Here is a 24,803-nt window from a genome sequence, read left to right as displayed (position 1 = left end):
CCACGTGCGACTCACCCCATAAACGTGCGGTGGACGTCACTGCCGTAGCGGCGGATGATGTCCCGCTTGGCGCTCTTGAAGGCTTCGAGGTCCCCGCCGTGGCCGTGCTGCTCCGCCCGCCGCCGGGCGAGCTCGTCCGCGATCACGTCCAGGAAGAGCTCTGCCAGCAGCAGCCGCGCCGAATCGCGGAATCGGCCGCGGCCGTCAACGTACAGCTGCACCGTGGGCGCGGCCGTGTTGATGATGACCTTGCGCTCCTCCGCGCTGTACACGGCCCGGTCGGCACTGTTGTGCAGGCTGCGGAACTCATACCCGGTGAAGAGGTCGACGCCGTGGTCCCGGACGGGCCGGTGCGCCTCCCGGCGCTGCGCCCGTTGCTGCCCGGCGACGTCGCCGGCACCGACGCCGACGCCGACGCCGGTGTCGCCGGGCACAGCTTCGGCGGCCGACGGGTGCGGCGGCTGGTCGGCGCCGCGGTGCGAGGCGTGCTCGGCGATGACGATCTCGCAGAGGGCCCAGTAGTCGCCGGCCCGGGCCGTGAGCTCGCCCCGGTCACCGGACCGTTCCCCCGTGACCTCCCACTCCAGCCGCCGGGTTTGCCCCAGCGCCTCGACGGCGGCCGGGGCCGGGGCTGGCTCCATCCGCATCGTGCCCGGCAGCTCGGCCTCGAAGGTGAGCGTGCCGCCGCCGGGCAGCCGGGCGGGATCCAGCAGCAGGGCTACATGAAACGGATGCCCCGGCGGCCGGTAGTAAAACGGGGTGGTAAAGCGCAGCGCCGCCGCCTCATCCCCCGCCGGGCGCCCGTTCGCGGGCGACTCGGTCTCCAGCCCCAGGTCGACGACGGCGGCCTCGTTCATGTGTTGCAGCAGCTGTTCGATCATTTCCGCGGTGCGTCCGGAGGTGGTGGCGCGCTCGAGGTGCGTGAGCTTCTCCTTCTCGGCCTGCACGGCGTCGGCGAGCATCCGGCTCACGGCCCGGGCGAACGCGGCCACAAAGGGGTCCCGGAGGTTCAGGCCCTCGCGCTCGTCGCTGATGACCGCCCGGCCGCGGCCCAGCATGACGGTCAGGGCGTCGCAGCGCACCTGGCCGAAGAGGTATTCGGTGCCCACCTGGTTTTCGAAGTCGAATAGCTGGCAGTCCAGGACGGCCTGCCCGGAGAGGACGATGAGGCCGCTGGTGCGTTCGTCTCCTTTGAGGGTCAATTCGGTGTCCGTGGCGCGTTTCAGCGTGAGGGTGAACGGGTACTCCCGGCCATCAAAGTCGACGCTGCCGGGCAGGTCCGGCCCCAGCAGCAGGTCCGCGGGCGGCTCCCGGAACCGGACCGGCTCGTTGCGGTACTCACCCGATCCGGGCTGCCCGTGTTCCAGCTCCACGCTCCGGCGCCCCAGCACCGCGCGCAGGTAGATGTTGTCGGCGAGGGACTCCAGCAGGGTGCTGTACTGCGTGATCCGGACGTGGGGATTGTCGACGACGACGCTCACCCGGGTTCCGCTGGCGGCCGGCGCCTCGTCGATGCCGAGCCGGGCATAGTCGGCCGGGAAGGCGCGCCGGTCCTCGCCGCCGTCGTCGTAGAGATAGCCGCCGTTCTCGCCGCGGAAGACGTCGATCCGGGTGAACCGGCCGCCCTGGATGGTCTCGATCCAGCCGTGGCCCAGGCCGAAGATCGCCTGTTTGAGGCCGCGGCCGAAGTAGCCGCGGCCGTCGCCCTCGCCGCGCGCCAGCGGACTGTGCGCGCCGCCGTAGCTGAGGATCCGGCCGGCCTGCTCGAAAGACATGCCCTCCGCCTTGTCGCCGACCATGATCACCGCGCCGGTGTGGTGCCGCTCGTACCGCACGTGGATCCGGCCGCTGGTGTGCCCGCCGGTTCTTTCGAGGCGGACGTAACTGTCGTCGCTGTTGGTGATCAGCTCCACCAGCGCTTTCTCGACCGAAGCAAAGCGCCGCGAATCGATACCGATCACGCGCTGGTCCACCTGGATTTCGGCAACCGTCATGCTGAATCCCTCGCTCACACCTGAAGCTGGTACGCAACGTTGCTCAGCCCGCCCGAGCCGAGCCGGGCCGATATGTGGAGCGTAGCAGTTCGGCACTATTTGGTACGGGTGTGCGACGACGGCCGGTCCCCTATCGGGGCCGGCGCGAAAACCTCCGTTGAGGTTAGCGGACCCGTACGCTGAGCCGATGAGGAAAAAGCTGGAGGTCGTTCTCGTCCACGGATTGTGGCATCAGCCGGCGCACTTCGACCGCCTGGCGGAAGAACTGCGCGGACAGGGCGCAACCGTTCACGTCCCCCGGCTGCACCGCGGCTCGCTCGCGGCCGACACTTCAACCGTCCAGGCGACCGTGGACCGATGCCTGACGGAGCCCGTCGTTGTGGGCCATTCCTACGGGGGATCCGTCATCACGGGGCTGGACCGGGTCCGCCACCTGGTCTACGTCGCGGCCTTCGTGCCGGCCGCGGGCGAGAGCGGTGCGCTGCTGGGCGGCGCCGGGGCGCTGGTGAACGCAGCGGTACACCGCCACGAGGACGGGAGCACCAGCATCCGGCCGGAGAGGGCCCGGGAGGTCCTCTATGCCGACTGCACCGAAGCCGACAGCGAGCGCGCTGCCGGGCTGCTCGTGCGACAGCGGCCCGGTCACGGCCGTGGAGTTCCTCGCCGTATCGCGTGGGAAAGCGTTGGAAGCACGTACCTCAGATGCGAACAGGACCGGGCCCTGAGCCCCGGGCTTCAGGACCAAATGGGCGAACGCTGCACCACCATGGTCAGCCTGGATGCGAGCCATTCCCCGTTCATCAGCCGCCCCCGGCAGCTCGCCGGCCTGATCCTGGGGACGTAGCCGGCGTCGGGCAGGGAATCAGTCGAGCAGGGTCTTAACGGGAGCGCGGCGCCATGGCGGAGTCGGGTTCGTCCTGCCTAAGGCCCCCGGAGCCGGAGACGAACCCGTTGAGCCAGGCCACGGCGTCGTTCCTTGACGTGAAAAATTCGTGCGGGTACTGGCTGTCCCTGCTGGTTGCCGCGGCCACGACGCGGTCCACCGCGCTGGAACCCAGCACGGCGATGGCGAGCACATCAACCGACTTCGCGAACTCGTAGCGCGCCGCGGCGCTGATTTCCACGTCCGTCATCACGGAAAGCATCGGCATCCGCCCCGCCTCGGCGAGCTGGGCCGTGGCCCGCATGGCATCCCTGGCGTCGACGACGTCCACGAACGACCCCGGCACCCAAACCGACTCAATGATGCCGCCATTGACGCATAGGGAGTTCTTCCCGTTGGCGGCAAGGATTGGTTCTGGCGTCATTCGGCCAAGTCTAGGCGCGGCGGGGCCACTCAGCTGGACAACACGGCGCAGTAGAGTGTGGTCAGTGCCGGCTCGTCCCAGTCAGGGAACCGGCAGCCGGAAAACTAGGAGGGGCATCCATGGCTCACGCCGAGAACGAAGTCACCATCAACCGTTCACCCGAGGACGTATATGCATTCCTCGCAGACGGGCTGAACAATGCTGCATGGCGGACGGGGATACAGAGCATTGCGCTGAAGTCCGGCACCCCGGGTGCCGTCGGGGCAGTCTACGCCCAGACGCTCACTGGGCCCGGCGGGCGGCCCATCACCGGTGACTACGAGATCACCGCCGCGGACCCCGGGAAGCGGCTGGACTTCCAGGTTGTCGCGGGCCCGGCACGTCCAGCCGGAACCTACCGCCTGAGCGAAGCTACGGGCGGAACCACCGTTCGCTTCAGCCTGAACCTTGAGCCCAAGGGACTTATGAAAGTTGTGGGCCCGATGATAGCCCGGACCATGCGCGCCGAGGTGGACCAGCTGGACACCCTCAAACGAGTCCTTGAGTCGGCCTAGCGCCACGCTGGCCGCCGCGCCGCCCGACAGATAGTCAGCTTGCTGTTCACTAACCCTCCACGCAGGGTTCATTACCAGTAAGTAACTTGGGGAGTCCCAGAGATTCGACCTTTGAGAGGCTCCCCCCATGAGCACCACGCGCACCCGAGGCATCCTGACGGCCGCCGCATCCATCGTCCTGGCAGCGTCCGCAATCGGCGGCACCGCGGCCGCCCAGGCTGCAGGCAACAATAACCAGCAAGGCGGAAACGACGCCGGTACGCACCATGAAACGGATACCGCACTGGCCGACGCGTTCAACGGCGTCGACCGCAACACGAAGTGGCAGCAGACGTCCAAGCTGAAGCTGAACTTCCCCACGTACCACACCGAGGGAATCGCTTACAGCCAGGACCACATCTTCCTCTCGGCCGTACAGATCACCGAACCCACCACAAAGTTTCCGACCCCGCAGAACGGCTTCGACCGTACGCCCGGCAAGGGCATCGGCCACCTGTTCGTGATGGACAAGGCCGGGAACCTGCAGAAGGACATCATCCTGGGCGAAGGAGACATGTACCACCCGGGCGGCATCGACTTCGACGGCACCAACGTCTGGGTCCCGGTGGCCCAGTACCGGCCGAACAGCAGTGCGATCATCTACAAGGTCGACGCGACCACCCTCGACGTGCACAAGCAGTTCGAGGTGCCGGACCACTTTGGCGGCATCGTGATGGACAAGCAGACCGGCCACCTGGTCGGCAACACCTGGGGCTCGCGCCGCTTCGCCGAATGGGATCTTCAGGGCAAGCAGCTCTCAACCTGGGAGAACCCGAACTTCTTCATCGACTACCAGGACTGCCAGTACGTGCCCAACTCCAAGATGCTTTGCGGCGGCATTACCAACCTGCCGCAGACCCCGGCGGCCGGCGGCACCGGAGCCACGTACGAACTTGGCGGCATGGCGATGATCGACCTCAAGTCCCACGGCGTAACCCGCGAGGTCCCGTTCCAGCAGTGGTCCACTGCCGGGCACGTCGCCACTCGCAACCCCTTCAAGATGACCGCCGACGGCGACCACCTCACCATGAAGGTGGCCCCCGACAACGGCGAAGAGGGCAACGGCACCGAAATCCTCACCTACGAAGCCACCGTCATCCCGGCCAAATAACGCCCTCCACTCCGCCACGCCCGAACAGGAACGATTGGATACCCCATGCCTCATTCATCTCAACGCTTCACCCGAAAGCGCGTGGCCGCAGCCACGAGCGCCACAGCGCTGGCGGCCTCGGCCCTGACCGCCGGCCTGGTCGGCTTCGGTGTTGGTCCGGCCGCCGCGCTCGAGAACCACGGCGGCACGGCGACGCCGATCAAGCACGTGGTGGTGATCTTCCAGGAAAACGTCTCGTTCGACCACTACTTCGCCACCTACCCCAAGGCCGCCAACATTCCGGGGGAAACCCAGCAGGGCAGCGGCGCCAAGGCTGCAGCCTTCACCGCGGCAAAGAACACGCCAAAGGACATCAACACCCTGGCTTCCGCCGGCCTGCTGGCGCCCAACAACCCCAACTCCGTGCAGCCCTCCCGCTTGTCACCCATGCAGGCCGTCACCTGCGATCAGGACCACAACTACGGCGCCGAGCAGAAGGCTTACAACGGCGGGGCCATGGACAAATTTGTCCAGTTCACCAGCCGCGATGCCTGCGGCGCCAACCAGTACGGGCGCCCCGGGCTGACAATGGACTACTACGACGGCAACACCGTCACCGGCATCTGGAACTACGCCCAGCACTACGCCATGAGCGACAACCACTACAGCACCGTCTTCGGGCCCTCCACCCCGGGTGCGCTGAACCTGGTCTCCGGACAGACCCACGGGGCCACCGAATACACCGCCACGGGGCAGCCCGCCGCGTCTGCCACCAGCGACTACGCCGTCCGCCAGCCGGATGCCAAGGGCGTCGGCACGGTCATCAACGACCCGGATCCGGTCTACGACGACTGCTCGAACAACAGCCACGCCAAGACCAACAATCTTGCCGGCATGAACGGCAAGAACATCGGCGACCTGCTCAACGCCAAGGGCACGTCGTGGGGCTGGTTCCAGGGCGGCTTCACGCCGACCACCGCAGCCACCGCCACGACTCCGGCGTCATGCCTGTCCAGCCACACGAACGCGGCCGGGGCCAGCGTCGTTGACTACTCCCCGCACCACCAGCCGTTCCAGTACTACGCCTCCACCGCCAACCCGCACCACCTGGCGCCGGCGTCGGACGCGGAGATCGGCCACAACGGCCAGGCCAACCACCAGTACGACCTCGCCGAGTTCAACAAGGTCCTCGACACCGACAATATGCCTGCCGTGTCCTTCCTCAAGGCGGGAATGTCCCAGGACGGCCACGCCGCCTACTCCGACCCGATCGACGAGCAGAAATTCATCACCAACACCGTCAACCAGATCCAGAAGTCCAAGAACTGGGAGAACACCGCCGTCGTGCTCGCGTACGACGACTCCGACGGCTGGTACGACCACGCAGCTGCCAAGGTGAAGAACTCGTCCAACAGTCCCGACGACGCCGCCTGGTGCCAGAACGCCGCAGCCAGCGGAGTTCCCATGGCTGGTGGCTACGCCGACCGCTGCGGACCGGGCCCGCGCCAGCCGCTGGTGGTCATCTCCCCGTACGCAAAGAAGAACTTTGTGGACCACACCGAGACCGACCAGGCCTCAGTCCTCCGCTTCATTGAGGAGAACTGGCACACGGGCCAGATCGGCGACGCCTCCGCCGACGCCACGGCCGGCTCCGTAAACGCCATGTTCAACTTTGATGAGCCCCGCACCGGCAAAGTCCTGCTCGACGAACAGACCGGCGCCGTCGCGTCCGTCACCAAGAACGAGGACGACGCCGAAAACCGCGACAAGTAAGCCCCGCGGGCCGGACTCTCGATGCCGGCACAGAGAACGTCAGGAAACGCCACCCGCCAGCTGCCGGGTGGCGTTTCCTTTGCCCGTTCGTGGTTACTTCCTCCCCTCGGCCTGGCGCCAGTCGCGGCAGTATGATCAACGCGATGACCGGAGCCGAAGGCCGGTCTGGTTGATTGTTTGCACCGGCCCCCTCACGCCGCGGGAGCTGCCGTCCCGGCCGGGGATGGTCCCCGTATCACGCATTCTTGGGTTTCAATGGATTCCTTCTTGCTGACCCTCAACATCGTTGACGGCCCCCTGATCCTGACCTTCTACGCGCTGAGCGTGGGTTGCGCCGTCGCCCTTCTGCTCGGACGCCGGCTGCGGCTCCTGGTCTTCCCGGCCAAGGCGGGGGTGGTTGGCGCCGCCGTCGGTGCCGCGGTCCTGATTGTTTCGGAGGGCCTTATCCACGCCTTCGGCAGCCCGCTGGGGTGGCAAGTCCGGCTTTGGGTGATCGCGTGTTTTGCGGGGCTGGGAATCTGCGCGGCCAGCTTCCGGCGATCACGGCCGTGGCGGAAAGCGCTGGCGTGCGCAGCGGCCGTCGTTTTTGCCGTCACCGCGGTGCTGGGAGTCAACGCCCACTACGGTCTGCACCCGACTGTGGCGTCCTTGCTGGGGATTTCCCTTGCCCCCAGAATCGAGCTGGATCCCATCAAACCCCGCATCCCGACCAAGCATCAGGCGCCGCTGTGGGAGCGCTGGAAGGCTCCGGAGCAGCTGCCGCCGGAGGGAACGGCAGCCCAGGTCGCCATCCCGCCAACAGTGTCCGGTTTCGCCTCGCGGCCGGCGGGGTTGTACCTTCCCCCGGCGGCCCTGGTGGCCGACCCGCCCGCCCTGCCGCTGGTGGTTTTTATGATGGGGCAGCCCGGGAATCCGGACCCCCAGTACGTCAAGACGGCTCTGGATGACTTTGCCGCACGCCACGACGGGCTGGCCCCCATCGTGATCGTCGCAGACCAACTCGGAAACCCCGCCGTCGACAATCTCTGCCTGGATTCGCCGCTCCACGGACGTCCCGAGACGTTCATTAACCGCGACGTGGTCGACTGGGCGCGGGGCCACCTGCACATCATCGACGATCGCAAGTATTGGACCATCGCCGGCTATTCCCACGGCGGCCAATGCGCGATCTCTTTCGCGGCAAAGTATCCCTCCGTCTGGGGCAACGTCCTAGACATTTCCGGGGAGGAATACCCGGGCGCGGAAGATCCGGAGACCAACCTTCGGGAGATGTTCGGCGGCAGCCAGGCGGCCTACGACGCCGAGAAACCAGCCAACATCCTGACGCAGCGGAAGTACCCGGACACCACCGCGATCTTCACGGCGTCCACCGACGATCCGGTGTATCTGGAGGCGGCCCGCCACCTTTCCGCCGCGGCAACTGCCGCGGGGATGACCGTCACGTACCACGAGGTTCCCAATGGCGGCCACGTGATCGGGGCGCTGAACGGCGGGCTCAGCGCGGGTTTCGACGTCCTCTATCCGCGGCTGGAGCTCTCCGGCCCCTGACCTTTCAGCCGCCGGGCCGCCCTGCGGAGCTGCGCGCCGGTCCACCACCGGCTGGCCGCAGACATTACGCGGGTCCACAGCGCCCAGTACGCCACCCCCGCGGCGAGCGAGGCCGCCACGGCGAGGACCGGGCTGATTCCGGCGAGCGGCGGGTACACCAGCCAGTGCACCAGGTACGCATACAGCGAGGCGCTCGCCAGCAGCACCGTGAGGCGGCGGAGGCCCTTCGGCACCGGAACGGTGGGAAGCCAGATGAGCAGCAGGATCCCAGCGAGGAGCGTTGCCTCCCGGGCCGCGTCGTCGAAGAACCCCGGAACGGTCAGCACGGCAATGGCCGAGACCACGCCGCGCTGGGCCGCCGTCCGGGACCGTGCAATGGCCCAGCCCAGGGCGAAGAGCCAGAGTGCGGGCGCCGTGTGCGGCACCCCGGGGTGCACCAGCTCGTAGCGGGTGAGGAGGCCGGCGCCGGTCAGGGCCAACGGCAGGAGCAGGGGGAAGCGCCGCTCGGCGCGGTCCGCCCATGGAATGGCCAGCAAAGCTGTCATGGCCAGGAGCAGGTAGACAAGGACCTCGATGAACCAGAAATGCCACTGGGTGGTCACCGCTTCGGGCCCGATGACGGCGTTCAGCAGCAGGATGTTGGCCGGGGTGTAGTTGTCGGTGGCCAGATAGGCGAACAGGATGAACGCCATGCTGGGCACCACAATTCTGGCCAGGCTCGCCAGCTGCCGCCGCAGCCTGGGGATGCGGTCACCGGCCAGCTGGAAGCGGGCAAAGTTGTACCCGGCCGCGGCCATCAGGACATGGGCTGCGCCCTGCCACTTGAACAGGCCGACGTGGGTGCCGATGATCAGGACGATCCCCACCGCCCGCAACACGGTGCCCGTCTCGAGCGGGGCGAAGAAGCGCCGCCGTCTCCGCACCGGCGCCCCGCCCGCGCGCTGCTCCAGGTCCCGGACCGGGGTCACGTGCCAGTCCTGGGGAAGGTGGCCCAGGACCTGCTCCAGCCGGACCGAAGCTGCCACGTAGGACAGCGAATCCCCGCCGAGCGAGACGAAAGTGTCGCCGTCGGCAATCTCCTCGCACTCCAAGGCGTCCCGGAAGATCCCGCGGACACTGCCGGGGCCGACGGCGACAGCGTCGGCGCCCGGTGCCGCGGCCGCTGGCCCGCGCTCGGGCCGAGACAGCGCCAGGACGGCCTGATAGTCGAGTTTGCCCGTCGCCAGGCGCGGAAGCTGCTCGACGGCGTGGAGTTCGAGGGCCGCGCGCGGCAGCCCCATGCCCTGGGCGAGGACCTTGCCCAGGAGTCGGGTGTCGTGGTCGCCCTCGACTGCGACGACGACGCCGTCGTCCGTCCCGGCGGCGGCCGCCTGCGCGCCGAGGTCGGCGAGGAGCCGTTCCACCTGCCCCAGGTCGACGCGCAGTCCAACGATCTTGACGAACCTGCTGCGCCGGCCCACCACTTCGTACACTCCCGCGGGGTGCTTCCGGGCGAGATCGCCGGTGCGGAGTTCCGTTACCGTCCGACCCCGGGCGAGGTCCGCCGGGGTCTCGGCATAGCCCAGCATGACGTTGGGGCCGGTGTAGACCAGTTCGCCGTGCTCCAGGCCCGGAACCGGGTCGATCCGGAACGAACCGCCGGGCACGGCTACGCCGACCGCGCCGGGGACGGTGGCGGCGAGTTCCGGCGGCAGGTAGGCCATCCTGGCTGTCGCCTCGGTCTGGCCGTACATCACAAAGAGGTCCCAGCCGTTCCGGCGGCCCAGCTCGGCGTACCGGCGGACCGACTCCGGCGCCAGCCGGCCCCCGGCCTGGGTGACATAGCGCAGACCGGGCAGCTCCATCTCCGCGAACCCCACGCGTTCGAGCAGCTCAAACGTGTACGGCACGGCCGCGAACGCCGTCGCCCCCCGGTTTCGGAAGAGCTCCCAGAAGCACGGGTCGACGACGGACAGGTCCGTGAGGACCAGGCCTGCGCCGCGGAGCAGGTGGCTGTTGATCACCGACAGTCCGTAGCAGTAGGACATGGGCAGCGTCGTCGCGGCCCGGTCTTCCGGAGTGATGCCCAGGTATTCCGCAATGGATTCGGCGTTGGACTGCAGGTTCGTGTGCGAGAGCCGGACCAGCTTGGGCGAGCCCGTGGATCCGGAGGTGCTGAGCAGGAGGGCGAGATCCGGGTGGAGCTCGTGCCGTGTGCCCGGGCGCCGCTCCTCCAGGACCGTTTGCCCGCCGCCGGGCCGCAGCACGACGTCGGGGTCGTAGGCCGCAAGCAGGGAGTCCAGGGCGGCCGGCTTGTCCTCGGGCAGGAGGATGAGGGGGTGCCCGCCCACCAGCGCCGCCAGGTAGGCGACGAGCGAGTCGACGTCGTTAGCGGCGGTCAGCGCAACGAGCCTGCGCTCGGTGCCGAGCCGGAGGGCGAGTTCGTCGACGCGTTCGGCCAGCTCCCGGTAGCTAAGCGCCAGGGTGTCGGTCAGGATGGCGGGTCGGTCCCCGTAGCTCGCAAGGTCGGCGGCGAAGGGCACCCGCATGAAGTCAAGCTGCGTGGTCACCCGTTCGATGGTATTAGCTTAGGCTCGCCTAAGCAAAATTAGGATACAAAAAGTTTGCGTAATCGCCTGAGGTGGGTAATCTGCTTACTTAGGTGCACCTAAGTAAGGGCACGATCAGACCACAGTCAGAAGGAAACACCCATGCCCGGTACATCCATGCCCAAAATCGCTCCACGATTGCGGAAAGCGCTTGTTTTCGTTGCGGCGCTCACCGCCGCGCCGCTGGCCCTGAGCGGCTGCGCGGACACTCAAAAGACACCGGGGGGAGCCGCCGGACCGGGGCAGGTCGCGAGCACCCCAGCGGCTGACGCCAGCCTTCGCGCACTTCTGGAGACGGGCACCCGGCAGTACTCCGCGTTCGTGTCGGACCAAACCAATCAGCTGGTGGACGGGACCAAGGCGTTCGCGGCCGCCTACGCCGCCGGGGACGCGGCCACGGCCCGCGGTCTCTACGCCGCGACCCGCATGCACTGGGAGCGCATCGAGCCGGTGGCCGAGTCCTTCGGAGACCTCGACCCCAAGCTCGATGCCCGCGAGGCCGACCTTGAGCCGGGCCAGGCTTGGACCGGCTGGCACCGGGCCGAAAAAGACCTGTTCCCGCCCGCCGGCTATACTCCCCTCGCCCCGGCGGAGCGCGCCGCCGTGGCCACCCAGCTCGTCGCCGACACCGAGGAGCTGGCTCAACGCACCCGGACGGTGGAGCTCTCCGCTGACCAGCTCGGCAACGGCGCCAAGGAACTCCTGGACGAGGTCGCCACAGGCAAAGTCACCGGCGAGGAGGAGATCTGGTCCCACACCGATCTGTGGGATTTCCAGGCCAACGTCGACGGCGCCCGGGTCGCCTTCGAGAGCCTGAAACCTGCGCTGCAACAGCAGGACCCTGCCCTGGCCGGAGTCCTCGAGGAGAAATTCGCGGCGCTGCAGGCCGGGCTCAAGAAACACTCCACCGGCAGCGGCTTCGCCTTCTACAACGAGCTCAGCCAGTCCGAGGTCCAGCAGCTCGCATCCCTGGTCGATGCCCTGGGCGAACCGCTCGCCCGGCTCACGTCGGCGGTAGCCCTGTGAGCGGTTGCCCCATCAGCGGCAGCCCCGGCGAGCCGACGCCGGCCGGTGATCAAACGCCGGCCGGCGGCGCGGCGCCCGGCGCCGGCACGGACTCCGGCTCCGGGAGCAGCGGCCTGTCCCGCCGCGGACTCCTGACCCTGGCCGGCGCTGGGGGCGCCGTCGCCGGCCTGGCAGCAGGTTTCTTCGGCCACGACCCCGTTGCCGCCGCGGCCGCTCCACTGGTGGCGCCCCGGGATAGCATCCCCTTCCGCGGCGACCGCCAGGCGGGCATCATCACGCCGGCCCAGGACCGCCTGCACATGGCGGCCTTCGACGTCGTCACCGAGGACCGGGCGGCCCTCATCCGGCTCCTCCAGGATTGGACCGCCGCCGCGGAGGCGATGACCGCGGGGCGCAGCGCGGGCGCCACCGGCGCCGTCGACGGCCCTTATGACGCCCCGCCCGAGGACACCGGCGAGGCGCTGGACCTGGGTGCTGCAAATCTCACCATTACCTTTGGTTTCGGCCCGGGCCTGTTCGAGAAGGACGGCAAGGCCCGGTTCGGCCTGGACGGCCGCCGCCCGGACGCCCTGATCGACCTGCCGCACTTCCCCGGCGATGGCCTGCAGCCCGGACGCACCGGCGGGGACATCGTGGTGCAGGCCTGCGCCGACGACCCGCAGGTGGCGGTCCACGCCATCCGGAACCTGGCCCGGATCGGATTCGGGCAGACGCGGGTCCGCTGGTCCCAGCTGGGTTTTGGCCGGACCTCCTCCACGTCGCGGTCGCAGGCCACGCCACGGAACCTCTTCGGCTTCAAGGACGGCACCAACAACCTCAAGGCCGAGGACACCGCCCTGCTGGACCAGCATGTGTGGGCCAGGGCGGGAACCCTCCCGGAAGAGGCATGGATGGCCGGCGGCACCTACCTTGTCGCGCGCAGGATCAGGATGCACATCGAGATCTGGGACCGGACCTCGCTCCGCGAGCAGGAAAACTTGATCGGACGCACCAAAGGCGCCGGGGCCCCGCTCTCCGGCGGAGCGGAATTCACCGCCCCCGATTTCGAGATCAAGGGCAGCTCCGGGAAACCGCTGATCCCGCTGAACGCCCACGTCCGGATCGCGCACCCAAATCGGAACCACGGCGTCAAGATGCTCCGGCGCGGCTACAACTACGCCGACGGCTCCGACGGCCTGGGCCACCTCGACGCCGGCTTGTTCTTCATCGCCTTCGTCACGGACCCCCGGACGCACTACGTGCCTATGCAGCGGGCCATGGCGAAGGAAGACACCCTGGCCGTGGAGTACCTCAAACACACCGGCTCTGGACTTTTTGCGGTTCCGCCGGGAACCCGGGCGGGAGGTTACATCGGCGACGGTCTCTTCACGTGACGTGCACCGTTCACTGATGAGCCTGCGGAGGTCCGTCGACGAAAACCGGACCTACCTGTGGGCGTAGGTGAGGCAGTCGGCGTTGTCAGCCCCCGGGCCCACGTGGACTTCGGCGGCCTTGCACATCAGGTGGTCGTTGTGGGCGCATTCTGTACGCTGGCAGGCGCCGACGTCGGCGAGGACCTTGGGCAGGCCGCCGTGGGTTCCGGTATCGATGAAGGTGGCGCAGGAAGCGTGGTCTTCGCGGCCTCCGACCGTTATCGCCGCGGCGTTGCAGGCCGAATGGTCGTTGAAGGAACAGTTGGTTACGCTGCAGTCCGCGACATGCGTGGTCATGACAGGATCCTCCCGATGCTCGGCCACCCGGACTGGGCAGCGCCCTCCGACCACGGTAAGCCTGTGCCACCCAGTCAAAAAAGACCCAATACTGTGCGCTAATTGCCCGACGGCGGCCAGCGCGCCGGCGCGTCCGCCACCGCCGGAGCAGTGGCGGACACGCCCGCCGGATGGATGGTTCCGGAGCCGCGGGCTACATTCCGGGGATCTGCTGGGCCTCGTGGACCTCGATTTCGCAGCCGCCCGGCATGTTCAGGTGCGGGTGCTGCTTGGCAAGCTCCACCGCGGCCGCCAGGTTTTCGGCCTCGATGATGCTGTAGCCGGCGACTTCACGCTGGCTCGGCGCGGTGGCTCCGTCGGCGGATACGCGGACGCCGTTGGCCAGCGGGGTGCCGAAGTCGATGAGGCCGGTACCGACTTTCCCGGCCCAGGCGTTCCATTGCCCCATGACGGCCGCCATGTCTTCCGGGGCGGGCGGCGCCGCCTCCGCGGGAGTCATCGGTGCGTGGTAGATAAAGACGAACTTGGACATGTGGTCCTGCTTTCCTGATTGTTGTGCCGGGGTGGTTGGGGTGAAGGCTCTAGGCGGCGACGGTTCGGCCGGTGAACGCGATCAGGCGTTCCAGGCTCCCGGCGGTTTCCGCCACCGGCTGGGCGCTCGCGAAGCTGCCGCTGGCACGGACCTGCTCGGAGATGGTTGCCTGGGCAAGGCCTTCGACATAGTCGGTGAGGACGTCGGACACAACTAGCTCCTGGCCGGAGGCCTTGGCGAAGTCCCATGCGTGGACGAGGAACTCGAGGTTGAGGATGCCGGCCACCATGGTCGCGGGGAGTTCAGCGAATCCCATGTCGATGGTGCCCTCCAGACCGCGGCGGGCGAAGGCTTCCAGGGTGGGCTGGGCGAGACCCGCGATCCGGACCTCCGGTGCGGCGTCGGCGTCTTCCGGCAGATTCGCGCCGAGGGCGCCGCCAATCCCCTTTAGGGAACCGGCCAGGTGCTCGAGCAGTTCGTGGGCATTGAACGCCTCGCAGGGGGTGGCCTTGTCCCGGTCTGCCGGAGTGAGCTTGCGCAGCACTCCCAGAAGAACGGCAAGTGATGCCTCGGCGGAACTGAGGTGGTCGATCGGGTCCGGGGCCACGGACCACTCGTCGGGTCCGGCGCCGGCAGCGGAGGACGTTTCGGCGATCAAGCGGTCCAGGTAGTGGTTCCACCCCTCGGCGTGCGCAACGGCCTGCTCGGGAGTGAGTCCGTCATGGACCAGGCGCAGCGAGGTGCCCTCGGCGTCGGGTTCTAGGGTGATCGTTACGGTGGATGCCCCGGGAGCCAGGTCCATCCCGGATTCCCAGCCCCAGGTGAAGACGATGCGCTTGCCGGGCTCGATTTCCTGGAATGTGCCGGAGGCGTGATGGCCGGGGGTGACCGTCCAGCGGTATTCTCCGCCGATCCGAAGGTCAACCCGGGCCGCCACCGTCTGCCAGCGGCGCAGCCGCTCCGGCTCGGTGATCAGGGCGAATGCCTCGTCGGCTGTGACGGGGAGGTGGATGGTCTTATCGAAGCTCATGGGACGGGTCCTTAATCTCGGCGGGAATTCGTGGGGTCGAGGAGTTGAGGCGGGTTGTGACGCTGTACTGCCACGGCTGCTGCATCCGAGGCCAGCAGATCCAGTTCGTGCGTCCAGAACTGTTCGACTAGGTTGCGGAGCCGTGCCATGCCTGTGGGGTCGAGCCGGTAGTACCTGTTGCGCCCCTCTTTGCGGGCGGCTACAAGCCCTGCCTCCTCCAGCAGGAGCAGGTGCTGGGACACTGCGGAGCGGCTCACAGTGAACTGCGCGGCCAACTGGCCAACCGTTTGTTCCTGGCGCGCCAGGAGTTGCAGGAGACGGCGCCGGTTCGGCTCCGCAGCAACCTCCAAGGCATCCAACACACTTGATACGTTAGTGGACACTAACGCATTTCACAAGTGGGATCCTTGACCGGCCGGCGCGGCAGGCGCGACACTTGGGGAGTGAACAGGGACGACGAAGTGAAGGCTCTCGGGGTCGTGGTCGACCGCCTTGCGGAACGATTTCCCAACCTCTCGCGCGCCAGTATTGAAGAGACTGTGCGGGAAGAACACCGGGCACTGGATGGTGGCCGGGTCCGCGACTTCGTGCCGGTCCTGGTGGAACACGCGGCCAAGGCGCGCCTGTCCGGCTGAGCTACCCCGGCCTGCCCGGGACAGCAGCCACGTTTGTTGAGATCGACGACGCCGACCACTCCCTGCAGATTCCGGGCGACTGGCGCGCCTCGCAGGCGTCCCAGGCGCTGGCGTTCACCGCTGTGGAACGGTTCGTGGCAGGCCTGGGGGCTTGAAACGGCTCAGCCGAGGGCGACAAGAACCGCCAGCACCGCGAGGACAAGGGAGACCGGCACCATGACGCGCTTTTCGTGCCGGCTCTTCGAGGCCAGGTTGGGCAGCACGCTCAGCAACAAGTAAGCCGCGACGACCCACATTGCGACCACCGCAACCGTGTCCCAAGGCAGGACCCCGATCAGCTCGGCGCGGTCGAGCGCGACTGCCGCGAAGGCTGCATAGACCACGATTGCGACGGCACTTCCGGCCCGGAGACGCGCCGGAAGCACCGCGCTCTGGCCACCCCAGGCAAACCGGCCGAGGGGAAAACCCACGATGAGCAGCAGCTGGAACACAGCCAGGACGCCGAGCACCGCACAGAACGCGAGGGCAATTATGGAGGTCATGAGCTGAAGACTAGCGGTCCGGACGCCGCCGGCAGGCCACAATGAACCATGGCTGAAACCGTAATCCTGGTCAACGGACTTCCCGGCGCGGGCAAAAGCACCCTGGCGGCGCGGCTCGGGGACGAACTGGGCGTGCCGGTGGTCTCCAAGGACAGCATCAAGGAAGCCCTCGCGGATCTGTGTCTGGGCCGGGTCGGCAGCAGCAAGCTGGGCCAGATCGCCTCGGAAACCATGTGGCAGTTGGTGGCCGCGATTCCTGGCACGGCGATCGTCGAATCGTGGTGGTACCGGCCGCGGGACCTTGGCTTGGTCCGCGAAGGCCTGGCTCAATCCGGTAATCCCCGCGTAACGGAGGTCTGGTGCGAACTGCCTCCGGGACTGGCGTGGGAACGATGCCTGGGCCGGCAACGCCACGCGATTCATCCGACCGGAAACGCGGCAGAACGCGACTGGGCCGAATGGTCGGCCAATGCGGTCCCCCTGGGCGTGGGCCGGACCGTGCGGGTCGACACCTCCGCGCCGGTCGCCGCGGCGTCACTCGCCGACGAGCTGGCTGCGGCGGCCGGCCCAGCAGGCGCCGAGGAGTCGACTGGGATAGGCTCTCTCGGGACCTGAACCAGCATCGACTTCAACCGTAAGGCGGGAACTCCGTGGATCTATTGGCCGGCCTCGGCCGCGACGAACTCCGGACCTTCACCTGGGTTGCGGCCGCCGCTTTCGCCCTCGTGGCCGGCCTCTGGCGCCCGCGCAGCCTGCACTGGACCGCCCTTGGATCCGTGCTGCTCTTCGCGGCCCTCAACGCCGCAGCCGGGATCTACGTCCTGAACCACTTCACCGATCCGCGCTGGTCTACCGGGGCCGAACCGCCGCTGAGCGCGCCGTCGTTTTCCGGCACACCTGTGGTGGGCCAGTTCCTGGGCCCGCTGGACTCAGCCCTGAACGGCGTCGTCGGCGGGGTGAACGACTTCCTGGCCTTCAAACACGCCCTTCCCGTGGCACTGGACTTCCTTGGCACGTCCGGCTGGGCCCTGCTGCTGTCGTTCCCGCTGGCCATTGTCGCCGCCGTCGTCAGTTTCATCGCGGCACGGCGCCGGGCTGCTGCCTTCGACAAATACCGGGCCACCGTCGATGAGCTCAAAGAAGAGCTTGAGCAGGTCAAACGCCAGCTCGCATCGGGGGCGACCGCAGCCAGGGCCCACACGCTCGACGCGTAAAGCTCGGGAGCACGGCGGTCCGTTGGAGCCCGCCACGGCGTGCCTGTGACGAGTCTCACCTGCAATAATCGCCATCTGGCTTGAGCCGGCGTTGGGCCGCTGTGCATCATAAAAAGGCAGGCAGGGGTTTCGACTCCCCGCCCGCATAGCCCCGGTCTTCGCTGGACGCCACGCGTCCGCAGCGAGCCAGGGCACCATCCTGGTGGACGCAATGAGGCCAAACCGGTGAGCTCGCAGAGCCGCCCAAGTCTCAGGCGTTCCTGGTATGGACACGGCGGCTCCGCATCGGTGCGGCGGCCGGACACCCGGAAACATGAATGGAAGCACTGAACAATGACGTTTGAAACTGCCAACTCTGTCACCCACAAGCTCTGGGACCGCTCCACGATGCACCACGAGCTGGACGTCCTCGTCCACGACCTTTCGGTCCGTCACAACACCGCGAAGTCCAACATCGCGGTCCACGCCAGCGGCCCCAACACCTTCACGCTCAGCCTGAACCACGGCGCGGCCAACCTGGATTCGGCTTCGGCCTAGCACCGGCACGGCGCAGAACAACGACGACGGCGGGAGCTTCCCGCCGTCGTCGTTGCTACTGGGCAGGAAGCGCCGGTTCACTGTAGCCGCTGACCCTTAGCGTGTCACCGCCTCGCGTTGGTGCAGGAGCCCAAGTTCCTCCCGACGCGGGAGTCCTTCCCAGTCGCCGTAGGCAAGGCAGGCGAAGGCTCCGGTCTTCGCGGCCAGCCCAAGCCGTTGCGCCGGTGCGCTGCCAGCCATGAGTTCCGCCAGGTAGCCGGCGACGAATGCGTCGCCGGCGCCAACGGTATCCACAGGTTGGACCGGCACGGCGCCCTGGTGGAAGATCTCCCCGTCGATCCGGGCGACGGCGCCCTCGCTGCCGAGCTTGATGACGGCCTGGGCGGGGCCCAGGTTGGCTATACGCTTGGCCAGTTCAACTGGATCCTCCGCCCGTCCCACGGCCAGGGCTGCTTCCTCATCGCCGGCGAACACCACGTCGGCCAACGGAATCAGTGCCCGGTAGGACTGCCCGGCGGCGGCCGCGCTCCAGAGATTGGCCCGGTAGTTGAGGTCGAACGAGACAGTCACACCTTGTTCCCTCGCCAACTCCATGGCGTGCCGGACGGCTGCCGCAGCCGAGCCGGACAATGCAGGGGTAATGCCACTGACGTGCAGGACCGAAGCGCCCGCGATCAGCAGCGGATCAAGGTCAACGGATGCGAGGCGTGAGCCTGCACTGCCGGCCCGGTAATAGCTGACCTTCTGCGTGGCCACCGTGCGGCGTTCCTTGAGCATGAGACCGGTCGGCGCGGCCGGGTCTTCCGTGATCCGCACCGTCACTCCCTCTGCCCGGATCTCGCGCTGGACGAGTTGCCCCAGCGAGTCGGCGCCCACACGGCCGCACCACACGGCGTTTCCCCCGAGCCGCTGCACCCCGATGGCCACGTTCGATTCGGAGCCGCCGATGCCAAGGCCCATGGCTGAGACGTGGGCCAGCGGCCCCGGCTGCTCCGCAGTAAGGAGCGCCATCGTCTCCCCGAGGGTCACAAGATACGGGGCTGGCGGAATGGGGCTCACTCCCCCGCCTCGTCGACAAGGCCGCGTAGCCGCACGGCGCGTTCGGTGAGCTGTTTCAAATCTCCCCCTTGGAAGGCATCGCCAATCAAGGGCCCGCCCAGGCTGACGGCCAGCGCCCCGGCTCGGATCCAGGCCGCGGCGTCGGTGACTCCCACCCCGCCCGACGGAACCACTTCGATGTCGGGAAACGGTCCGCGGAGCATGGAAACGTAGCCCGGACCGACCAACGATGCCGGGAAGACCTTGACGGCGGTGGCCCCCGCCGACCAGCCGGCGAACAACTCCGTAGGCGTCAGGCCGCCCGGGTAGACAGCCACCCCATGGTCGACGGCGGCCGCGATGACGGCCGGATCTGTCAGCGGGGTAACGAGGTACTTGGCCCCGGCCTCGATAGCCTTCAGTGCCTCGGCAACCGTGGTGATGGTCCCCACCCCGAATTCGGCACAGGCACCAAATCGTTCTTGCAGCCGCGGAAGTTCAGCGAACACTCCGGGGGTGCTCAACGTCAGTTCGACACTGACAACACCGCCCTTTAGGAGGGCGTCAATGACGGGAGCGTAGGCGGCGGCGTGGGTGGCCCGCAGAACCGCGATCACACGGGTGTCGCGCAGGATCTGCGACGGCGCGGGCCGGCTGGCGACGGCCGGAAGCTGCAGGGAGGGCATCTCAGCGGCCCAGCCATCCGCCGTCAACGGGAAGAATGACCCCGTTGACGTAATCCGAGGCCCGGGAGGCAAGGAACACCGTTGCGCCGGCGAGGTCGTCGGGGCGTCCCCATCTGCCAGCGGGAATTCGCTCGATGATGCCCTTTTCCCGGACCGGATCATCCTGCAAGGCCTGGGTGTTGTCGGTGGCAATGTAGCCGGGTGCCACCGCGTTGACGTTCACGCCCCTCGGCGCCCACTCGTTGGCGAGCGCCTTGGTGAGACCGGCGATGCCGGCCTTGGACGCGGTATACCCCGGCACGTTGATGCCGCCCTGGAAGCTAAGCAGCGAGGCCGTGAAGATGATCTTCCCGCTCCCCCGCTCGAGCATGGTTTTCCCGATTTCCCGGCTCAGCATGAACTGGCTGGAGAGGTTGACTTCGATGACCTGGTCCCACATGTCATCCGGGTGCTCGGCTGCCGGTTTGCGGGCGATCGTGCCGCCATTGTTGACCAGGATGTCGATCGTGCCCGCTGCGGCCAGTTCGCCGGTCAGGCTTTGCACGGCTTCGCGGTCGCCAAAATCCGCGCGGATGCCGGTGAAGCGGCGGCCAAGATCCGTGACGCGCTGCTCGACGGCGCTGCCGACAGGTTCAAGGTTCGCCGACACCCCGATGATGTCGGCGCCCGCCTCGGCCAGGGCCACGGCCATGGCCAGTCCGATGCCCCGCCGCGCGCCGGTGACGACGGCGGTTTGCCCGGTGAGGTCGAAAAGGCCGCCGCTCATGACATGGCCACGGGACGGCAGTCGACGAGGACCTTCATGGCGCCGCCGGACTCGAGGGCCAAGAAGCCCTCTTCGACGTCGTGCAGACCGACGACCCGCGAGATCAGCCGCCGTGCAGGGATCGCGCCGGTAGCCACGAGCCTCACCGCCTCCTCGAAGTCCTCGCGCTGGTACAGCCGGGCGCCGAACATTTCCAGCTCCCGCCAGAAGAATCGGTGCAGGTCAATCTCTTTGGGCTTGGGATGAATCGCCACCATGATGAGCCGCCCCCTCGTGGTGAGGACATCGACGGCGGAGTTCACGCCGGACGCCGCACCGGAGACTTCAAAAGCCACATCTGCACCGGCTCCGTCCGTTTCCTGCAGAACGAGGTCGAGTAGGTCCTGTTCGCGCGGGTCGATGGCATTGATGCCGGACTCCTTCGCGAGGGCCCGCCGGGCGGGGTCCAGTTCGACCAGAACCACGCGGGCTCCCCGCCGCAGCGCGACGGACGCGATCAACTGGCCAACTGGGCCTCCGCCGATGACGACGACGAATTCGCCTGCGACAAGCCTGGCGCGGCGCACGTCGTGGACGGCCACCGCCGTGGGTTCGATCAGCGCGGCCTCGTCGAGCGCCAGGCCTTCAGGGAGGGCGATCACGACGTTCGCCGGTACGTTCCAGGAGCTTTGCATCGAGCCGTCCGAATCGATGCCGATGAAGTCGAGCTTGTGACAAATGTGCCCGTGTCCGCGGGTGCAGGCGGCGCAGGAACCGCAGGACAGGGTGGGCATCACGGTTACCGGCTGGCCGACGGTCCACCCGGTCACGCCTTCACCTAGGCCGGCAATGACACCGGACATCTCGTGTCCAATGATCGCCGGCATCCTGACCCGGGCGTCCATGTCGCCGTGGAAGATATGCAGATCGGTTCCGCATAGCCCCGTGTAGGACACCTCGATCTGCACTTCTCCTGCTCGCGGCGGAGCTTGATCCGTTGGAGTGGTGCTGAAGGTTCGGGATCCGATATACGTGGCAGCAGTCATGGAAATGCTCCTTGCAATGTTTGGGCGTGGCGGGCTAGAGAACCTTGCTGAGGAATCCTTGAGTTCGCGCGTGCTGTGGAGTGGAAAAGATCTGTTCGGGGGTGCCTTCCTCGACGATCAGCCCCTGGTCCATGAAGATCACCCGGTCGGCCACTTCCCTGGCGAAGCCCATTTCGTGGGTAACGACCACCATGGTCATACCCTCGTTTGCCAGATCCTTCATGACGGTCAGCACTTCGCCGACGATCTCGGGGTCGAGAGCGGACGTCGGTTCGTCGAAGAGCATGATTTTCGGGTCCATAGCGAGTGCTCGGGCGATGGCCACCCTTTGCATCTGGCCGCCCGAAAGGCTCCCTGGGAAAGTGTCCATCTTCGCGGCGAGACCAACCTTTGCCAGAAGCATTTCTGCCTTGGCCCGAGCCTCTTCCTTTGAAACCTTGCCCACCTTGAGCGGGGCCAGCATGACGTTGTCGATGACTTTCAAATGCGGGAAGAGGTTGAAATGCTGGAAGACCATCCCGGCCTCCTGCCGAACCAGGTTGATATTGGTTTTCGCGTCATCCAGCCGGTGCTTGTTGATAACAATGCTGCCGGAAGTGATCGATTCCAGTCCGTTCATGCACCTCAGAAAGGTGCTTTTCCCGGAACCGGAGGGGCCAATGACGCACACGACCTCGCGCTCCCGGATGTGGCAATCCACCCCTTTCAGCACATGGTTTTGTCCGAACTTCTTGTTCAGGTTCTCAACAACAATCACTTTTCATGTTCCGTTCTAGATGCCCGCGGGCTCTGGGAGTTTGAGGGGGTCCACGTGGATCCCGGTCCTTTTCTCGTACAGCCGTCCCAACAGTGAGATGCCGTAGCAGATGACGAAATACATGCCGGCGACAACCAGGAATGTCTTGATGGGATCACCGGTCAGGTTGGTGACGACATTGCCCGCGTGGGTGAGCTCGAGCAGGCCGGTGACGGTGACCAGGGACGAGTCCTTGACCAGCCCGATGAGGAAGCCGATGCCGGGCGGGACCATGATCCTGACCGCCTGCGGCAGGATGACGTACCGGAGCTTCCGCCAGTAGTCCAGACCCAGCGCGTCGGCCGCTTCGCTTTGGCCCTTCTCGACGGCCTCGATGCTGCCGCGTACGATTTCGGCCACGTAGGCGGCTGCGAAGCAGGTCAGGGCTAGGACGGCCGAGGAGAACTTATCCGGCTCCAGGCCCGGGAACAGCAGTGGGATTCCGAAGAAGACGAAGAAGATGATGACCAGGACGGGAATCCCGCGGACGCAGCTGATGTAGATAGTGCTGATCCACCGGGCGATTCGGTTCGGCGAGGTCCGGGCGATGCCGAGGATCAGGCCGAAGATGACACCAAGCACTCCGGAGACTGCGCAGAGTTGGATAGTCAGCCAGGCACCCTCGGCCAGGGGCACGAGGTCCTGCCAATCGAAGGGCCTAAACATGCGTACCCACCGCCCAACGGAACAGGGTCGTTTCGGCCCGCTTTGAGACCAAGGACATCAGCGCTGACACTCCGAGGTAGAGGAGGCCGCCGACGGCCAGTACCTCAATGGTCCGGTACGTGGTGTTGCTGACGCTCATGATCGCGTTGGTCAATTCTGGGAGCGAGATGATGGATCCAATCGACGAAGCCAGGAACAGCAGAATGAGCTGGTTGGTCAATGCGGGGAAGACGTTGCGGGTGGCCGGCAACAGCACGATGTAGCGAACGATCTGGGCGGGTTTCATGCCCAGCGCCTTTCCGGCCTCACGCAGTCCGCGGGGCACTGATTCGAACCCTGCGCGGTAGATCTCGGCCGTGTAGGCGGCGTTGTTCAAGGTCAGGCCGATAACGGCCGCCCAGATGGGCTCGAGGTTGATGCCCAACGCGGGAAGGGCAAAGTAGATCAAGTACAGCTGCACGAGCAGAGGCGTGTTGCGAATGGCCTCGATATAGCAGGTGCAGAGGATACTGATTGCTTTTCCGGGTCCGGCCTTCCCCAGGTACACGAGGACACCGAGCACACTGCCCGCCAGCATGGCCACAATGGTGATGTACAAGGCCGTCCAGAGCCCCTCCAAGAGGAGCGAGCTGTACGGGAGAAGGTCTCCAAAATATAAAGCCATGAGCAAAGGGTCCTGTCCGTGAACGGCCGCATGGGTTGGGGCTTTCGATCCCCCACCCACGCTGGAGGCGCGTTCGACTATCTGTTAGTGGGCGAGGAAGGGGGGCAGGCTCAGCCCGAACCACTTCTGCAGCGACGCCTCGTTTTGTCCGGAGATGTTGTAGTTCCGGATGAAGTTGTTGAGGTAGTTCAGCCACGTCTGGTCACCCGGCTTAACGCCGATCGAGAACAGCGCCGGCTTGATCGGGTCGCCCTTGACGACCTGGAACGCGGTTGGTTCCTTCTTCACGAGCCCGCCAACGATGGCGTTGTTTTCAATCAGGGCGTCCACCTTCCCGCTCTTCAGCGCCTGGATGGAGTCGGCCGTGGTGTTGAACCCGGTCACTTTGGCGTTGGGGAAGCTGGCCTTGAGGATCTGTTCGCCCACGCTGCCCCGTGAAGTAGCGACCGATTTGCCGTCCAGGTCGGCGTAGCTGGCAATCGGGCTTCCGGCCGGCACCATAAAGACCGTGGAGCTGGCCGCGTACGGGTCAGACATCTCGACCACCTGGGCACGCGCGTCGGACGCGGTGAAGGTGGCAATCACGACATCCGCCTTATCGGTCTGCAGCAGCGGGATGCGGCTTTCGTTTGTCGCGGTGACGAATTCGATCTTTGCGCCCAGCGAGGCGCCGAGCGCGTTGGCGACGTCAATGTCGAACCCTTCGCGGTCTCCGTTCGAGTTCATGACCCCGTAACCCGGGGAGTCGGCGCTGACGGCGATCTTGATCGACTTCGACTTGAGAATCTTCGTGAGATGGCTGTCCGCCACGGCTCCTGTTGAAGCGCCGGCGTTCGCAGCGCCGCCCGAGGAGCAGCCCCCCAACGCCAGGGCCAAAGCGACTGCCGGAACAAGAAGCAACTTCGGTGTTGCTCTGAACATGGGAACTCTCCTGTGATCGTTACTGCGTATCGGAAGCGGGCGCTGACGGCGTCCCGGGTGTCCCCGGCCGCTGTGTGCGACGAGGATCGTATAGGAATATGTTGTATCATATATGCAATGTGA

The 24,803-nt window shown here is 66.8% G+C and carries 27 protein-coding genes; 11 read left to right on the top strand and 16 right to left on the bottom strand.

Translation table 11 applies throughout. The features are described 5' to 3' along the window. Positions 1–11: 11 nt before the first annotated feature. On the bottom strand, positions 12–1,994 hold the full coding sequence (locus AC6I9V_RS10515) for an ATP-binding protein (RefSeq protein ID WP_497899390.1): 1,983 nt from the start codon (positions 1,992–1,994) through the stop codon (positions 12–14). A gap of 187 nt (positions 1,995–2,181) precedes the next feature. On the opposite strand from AC6I9V_RS10515, the gene AC6I9V_RS10510 reads away from it, so the two are divergent. Further along, positions 2,182–2,838, top strand: coding sequence for an alpha/beta hydrolase (locus tag AC6I9V_RS10510; RefSeq protein WP_497899389.1), 657 nt, complete (start codon positions 2,182–2,184; stop codon positions 2,836–2,838). A 34-nt stretch (positions 2,839–2,872) separates the two neighbouring features. On the opposite strand, the gene AC6I9V_RS10505 is transcribed toward AC6I9V_RS10510, so the two are convergent. After that, a complete protein-coding gene (locus tag AC6I9V_RS10505) occupies positions 2,873–3,301 on the bottom strand; it encodes a DUF7793 family protein (RefSeq protein ID WP_349413318.1) in 429 nt (142 codons plus the stop codon). Positions 3,302–3,420: 119 nt separating this feature from the next. Here AC6I9V_RS10505 and AC6I9V_RS10500 point away from each other — a divergent pair, with 119 nt between their 5' ends. From AC6I9V_RS10500 to AC6I9V_RS10485, 4 genes are all read left to right on the top strand, one after another. Next, a complete protein-coding gene (locus tag AC6I9V_RS10500) occupies positions 3,421–3,855 on the top strand; it encodes an SRPBCC family protein (protein WP_349413319.1) in 435 nt (144 codons plus the stop codon). Between the two features lie 127 nt (positions 3,856–3,982). Then, positions 3,983–5,005 (top strand): DUF6454 family protein, encoded by a 1,023-nt coding sequence (locus tag AC6I9V_RS10495; RefSeq protein ID WP_497899388.1) that lies wholly within the window; start codon positions 3,983–3,985, stop codon positions 5,003–5,005. A gap of 45 nt (positions 5,006–5,050) precedes the next feature. Then, positions 5,051–6,757 carry a phospholipase C gene (locus AC6I9V_RS10490; protein ID WP_497899387.1) on the top strand — a complete coding sequence of 569 codons (1,707 nt, stop codon included), beginning with the start codon at positions 5,051–5,053 and terminating at the stop codon, positions 6,755–6,757. Positions 6,758–7,024: 267 nt separating this feature from the next. After that, complete coding sequence (locus AC6I9V_RS10485; protein WP_497899386.1) at positions 7,025–8,305, top strand: alpha/beta hydrolase; 1,281 nt, start codon at positions 7,025–7,027, stop codon at positions 8,303–8,305. Here the strand turns inward: AC6I9V_RS10485 and AC6I9V_RS10480 are convergent. Next, positions 8,275–10,854, bottom strand: a complete 2,580-nt coding sequence (locus AC6I9V_RS10480; RefSeq protein ID WP_497899385.1) for an AMP-binding protein — start codon at positions 10,852–10,854, stop codon at positions 8,275–8,277. The genes AC6I9V_RS10485 and AC6I9V_RS10480 overlap by 31 nt on opposite strands. Positions 10,855–10,995: 141 nt before the next feature. On the opposite strand from AC6I9V_RS10480, the gene efeO reads away from it, so the two are divergent. Both efeO and efeB read left to right on the top strand, forming a co-directional pair. Continuing rightward, positions 10,996–11,919, top strand: a complete 924-nt coding sequence (gene efeO / locus AC6I9V_RS10475; RefSeq protein WP_497899384.1) for an iron uptake system protein EfeO — start codon at positions 10,996–10,998, stop codon at positions 11,917–11,919. Then, complete coding sequence (gene efeB, locus AC6I9V_RS10470) at positions 11,916–13,292, top strand: iron uptake transporter deferrochelatase/peroxidase subunit (protein WP_497899383.1); 1,377 nt, start codon at positions 11,916–11,918, stop codon at positions 13,290–13,292. Before efeO ends, efeB begins: the two co-directional genes overlap by 4 nt. A gap of 51 nt (positions 13,293–13,343) precedes the next feature. On the opposite strand, the gene AC6I9V_RS10465 is transcribed toward efeB, so the two are convergent. The 4 genes from AC6I9V_RS10465 to AC6I9V_RS10450 all read right to left on the bottom strand — a co-directional run bounded on the left by AC6I9V_RS10465 (position 13,344) and on the right by AC6I9V_RS10450 (position 15,573). Further along, positions 13,344–13,628, bottom strand: a complete 285-nt coding sequence (locus tag AC6I9V_RS10465; RefSeq protein WP_497899382.1) for a DUF1540 domain-containing protein — start codon at positions 13,626–13,628, stop codon at positions 13,344–13,346. A 193-nt stretch (positions 13,629–13,821) separates the two neighbouring features. Beyond that, entirely contained in the window at positions 13,822–14,160 is a 339-nt protein-coding gene (locus tag AC6I9V_RS10460; RefSeq protein ID WP_497899381.1) for a YciI family protein, read from the bottom strand. Positions 14,161–14,209: 49 nt separating this feature from the next. Then, complete coding sequence (locus AC6I9V_RS10455) at positions 14,210–15,190, bottom strand: TIGR03086 family metal-binding protein (RefSeq protein ID WP_497899380.1); 981 nt, start codon at positions 15,188–15,190, stop codon at positions 14,210–14,212. 11 nt (positions 15,191–15,201) lie between these two features. Next, positions 15,202–15,573 (bottom strand): ArsR/SmtB family transcription factor, encoded by a 372-nt coding sequence (locus tag AC6I9V_RS10450; protein WP_497899379.1) that lies wholly within the window; start codon positions 15,571–15,573, stop codon positions 15,202–15,204. A 60-nt stretch (positions 15,574–15,633) separates the two neighbouring features. Between AC6I9V_RS10450 and AC6I9V_RS10445 the strand changes: the two genes are divergently transcribed. Then, on the top strand, positions 15,634–15,825 hold the full coding sequence (locus AC6I9V_RS10445) for a three-helix bundle dimerization domain-containing protein (protein ID WP_497899378.1): 192 nt from the start codon (positions 15,634–15,636) through the stop codon (positions 15,823–15,825). A 161-nt stretch (positions 15,826–15,986) separates the two neighbouring features. Here AC6I9V_RS10445 and AC6I9V_RS10440 read toward each other — a convergent pair whose 3' ends face one another. Then, a complete protein-coding gene (locus AC6I9V_RS10440) occupies positions 15,987–16,367 on the bottom strand; it encodes a hypothetical protein (protein ID WP_497899377.1) in 381 nt (126 codons plus the stop codon). A gap of 48 nt (positions 16,368–16,415) precedes the next feature. Here AC6I9V_RS10440 and AC6I9V_RS10435 point away from each other — a divergent pair, with 48 nt between their 5' ends. The 3 genes from AC6I9V_RS10435 to AC6I9V_RS10425 all read left to right on the top strand — a co-directional run bounded on the left by AC6I9V_RS10435 (position 16,416) and on the right by AC6I9V_RS10425 (position 18,118). Next, positions 16,416–16,982, top strand: a complete 567-nt coding sequence (locus AC6I9V_RS10435) for a P-loop nucleotide/nucleoside kinase family protein (RefSeq protein WP_497899376.1) — start codon at positions 16,416–16,418, stop codon at positions 16,980–16,982. Between the two features lie 35 nt (positions 16,983–17,017). After that, complete coding sequence (locus AC6I9V_RS10430; protein WP_497899375.1) at positions 17,018–17,581, top strand: hypothetical protein; 564 nt, start codon at positions 17,018–17,020, stop codon at positions 17,579–17,581. A 333-nt stretch (positions 17,582–17,914) separates the two neighbouring features. Beyond that, a complete protein-coding gene (locus AC6I9V_RS10425) occupies positions 17,915–18,118 on the top strand; it encodes a hypothetical protein (protein ID WP_497899374.1) in 204 nt (67 codons plus the stop codon). A gap of 96 nt (positions 18,119–18,214) precedes the next feature. Here AC6I9V_RS10425 and AC6I9V_RS10420 read toward each other — a convergent pair whose 3' ends face one another. The 8 genes from AC6I9V_RS10420 to AC6I9V_RS10385 all read right to left on the bottom strand — a co-directional run bounded on the left by AC6I9V_RS10420 (position 18,215) and on the right by AC6I9V_RS10385 (position 24,569). Continuing rightward, a complete protein-coding gene (locus AC6I9V_RS10420; RefSeq protein ID WP_497899373.1) occupies positions 18,215–19,177 on the bottom strand; it encodes a sugar kinase in 963 nt (320 codons plus the stop codon). Beyond that, the gene (locus AC6I9V_RS10415; RefSeq protein ID WP_497899372.1) at positions 19,174–19,842 is read right to left on the bottom strand and encodes a bifunctional 4-hydroxy-2-oxoglutarate aldolase/2-dehydro-3-deoxy-phosphogluconate aldolase; all 669 of its coding nucleotides are present in this window, start codon (positions 19,840–19,842) and stop codon (positions 19,174–19,176) included. Before AC6I9V_RS10415 ends, AC6I9V_RS10420 begins: the two co-directional genes overlap by 4 nt. A 1-nt stretch (position 19,843) precedes the next feature. Further along, positions 19,844–20,608: an SDR family oxidoreductase gene (locus AC6I9V_RS10410; RefSeq protein WP_497899371.1), complete on the bottom strand. Its 765-nt coding sequence runs from the start codon at positions 20,606–20,608 to the stop codon at positions 19,844–19,846. Then, entirely contained in the window at positions 20,605–21,555 is a 951-nt protein-coding gene (locus tag AC6I9V_RS10405; RefSeq protein ID WP_497899370.1) for a zinc-dependent alcohol dehydrogenase, read from the bottom strand. The genes AC6I9V_RS10410 and AC6I9V_RS10405 overlap by 4 nt, the downstream gene beginning before the upstream one ends. A 112-nt stretch (positions 21,556–21,667) precedes the next feature. After that, positions 21,668–22,390, bottom strand: a complete 723-nt coding sequence (locus tag AC6I9V_RS10400) for an amino acid ABC transporter ATP-binding protein (protein ID WP_497899369.1) — start codon at positions 22,388–22,390, stop codon at positions 21,668–21,670. 15 nt (positions 22,391–22,405) lie between these two features. Continuing rightward, on the bottom strand, positions 22,406–23,095 hold the full coding sequence (locus AC6I9V_RS10395) for an amino acid ABC transporter permease (RefSeq protein ID WP_497899368.1): 690 nt from the start codon (positions 23,093–23,095) through the stop codon (positions 22,406–22,408). Continuing rightward, positions 23,088–23,759, bottom strand: coding sequence for an amino acid ABC transporter permease (locus AC6I9V_RS10390; protein ID WP_497899367.1), 672 nt, complete (start codon positions 23,757–23,759; stop codon positions 23,088–23,090). Before AC6I9V_RS10390 ends, AC6I9V_RS10395 begins: the two co-directional genes overlap by 8 nt. 84 nt (positions 23,760–23,843) lie before the next feature. Then, positions 23,844–24,569, bottom strand: coding sequence for a transporter substrate-binding domain-containing protein (locus AC6I9V_RS10385; protein WP_497899366.1), 726 nt, complete (start codon positions 24,567–24,569; stop codon positions 23,844–23,846). Between the last annotated feature and the right edge of the window lie 234 nt (positions 24,570–24,803).

It is taken from the genome of Arthrobacter sp. SlRoot2-15 (genome assembly GCF_059739345.1).
Note: the sequence above shows the minus strand (reverse complement) of the source record. Positions and strands in the feature narration are given on the sequence as shown.

Excerpts from the sequence above, each read along its gene's own strand:
- AC6I9V_RS10515 (WP_497899390.1), bottom strand. The coding sequence starts at position 1,994 with ATGACGGTTGCCGAAATCCAGGTGGACCAGCGCGTGATCGGTATCGAT.
- AC6I9V_RS10460 (WP_497899381.1), bottom strand. The coding sequence starts at position 14,160 with ATGTCCAAGTTCGTCTTTATCTACCACGCACCGATGACTCCCGCGGAG.
- AC6I9V_RS10410 (WP_497899371.1), bottom strand. The coding sequence starts at position 20,608 with ATGAGCGGCGGCCTTTTCGACCTCACCGGGCAAACCGCCGTCGTCACC.
- AC6I9V_RS10455 (WP_497899380.1), bottom strand. The coding sequence starts at position 15,190 with ATGAGCTTCGATAAGACCATCCACCTCCCCGTCACAGCCGACGAGGCA.
- AC6I9V_RS10465 (WP_497899382.1), bottom strand. The coding sequence starts at position 13,628 with ATGACCACGCATGTCGCGGACTGCAGCGTAACCAACTGTTCCTTCAAC.
- AC6I9V_RS10425 (WP_497899374.1), top strand. The coding sequence starts at position 17,915 with ATGACGTTTGAAACTGCCAACTCTGTCACCCACAAGCTCTGGGACCGC.
- AC6I9V_RS10440 (WP_497899377.1), bottom strand. The coding sequence starts at position 16,367 with ATGACCTCCATAATTGCCCTCGCGTTCTGTGCGGTGCTCGGCGTCCTG.
- AC6I9V_RS10495 (WP_497899388.1), top strand. The coding sequence starts at position 3,983 with ATGAGCACCACGCGCACCCGAGGCATCCTGACGGCCGCCGCATCCATC.
- AC6I9V_RS10500 (WP_349413319.1), top strand. The coding sequence starts at position 3,421 with ATGGCTCACGCCGAGAACGAAGTCACCATCAACCGTTCACCCGAGGAC.
- AC6I9V_RS10490 (WP_497899387.1), top strand. The coding sequence starts at position 5,051 with ATGCCTCATTCATCTCAACGCTTCACCCGAAAGCGCGTGGCCGCAGCC.
- AC6I9V_RS10510 (WP_497899389.1), top strand. The coding sequence starts at position 2,182 with ATGAGGAAAAAGCTGGAGGTCGTTCTCGTCCACGGATTGTGGCATCAG.
- AC6I9V_RS10505 (WP_349413318.1), bottom strand. The coding sequence starts at position 3,301 with ATGACGCCAGAACCAATCCTTGCCGCCAACGGGAAGAACTCCCTATGC.
- AC6I9V_RS10435 (WP_497899376.1), top strand. The coding sequence starts at position 16,416 with ATGGCTGAAACCGTAATCCTGGTCAACGGACTTCCCGGCGCGGGCAAA.
- AC6I9V_RS10415 (WP_497899372.1), bottom strand. The coding sequence starts at position 19,842 with ATGCCCTCCCTGCAGCTTCCGGCCGTCGCCAGCCGGCCCGCGCCGTCG.
- AC6I9V_RS10395 (WP_497899368.1), bottom strand. The coding sequence starts at position 23,095 with ATGTTTAGGCCCTTCGATTGGCAGGACCTCGTGCCCCTGGCCGAGGGT.
- efeO (WP_497899384.1), top strand. The coding sequence starts at position 10,996 with ATGCCCGGTACATCCATGCCCAAAATCGCTCCACGATTGCGGAAAGCG.
- AC6I9V_RS10390 (WP_497899367.1), bottom strand. The coding sequence starts at position 23,759 with ATGGCTTTATATTTTGGAGACCTTCTCCCGTACAGCTCGCTCCTCTTG.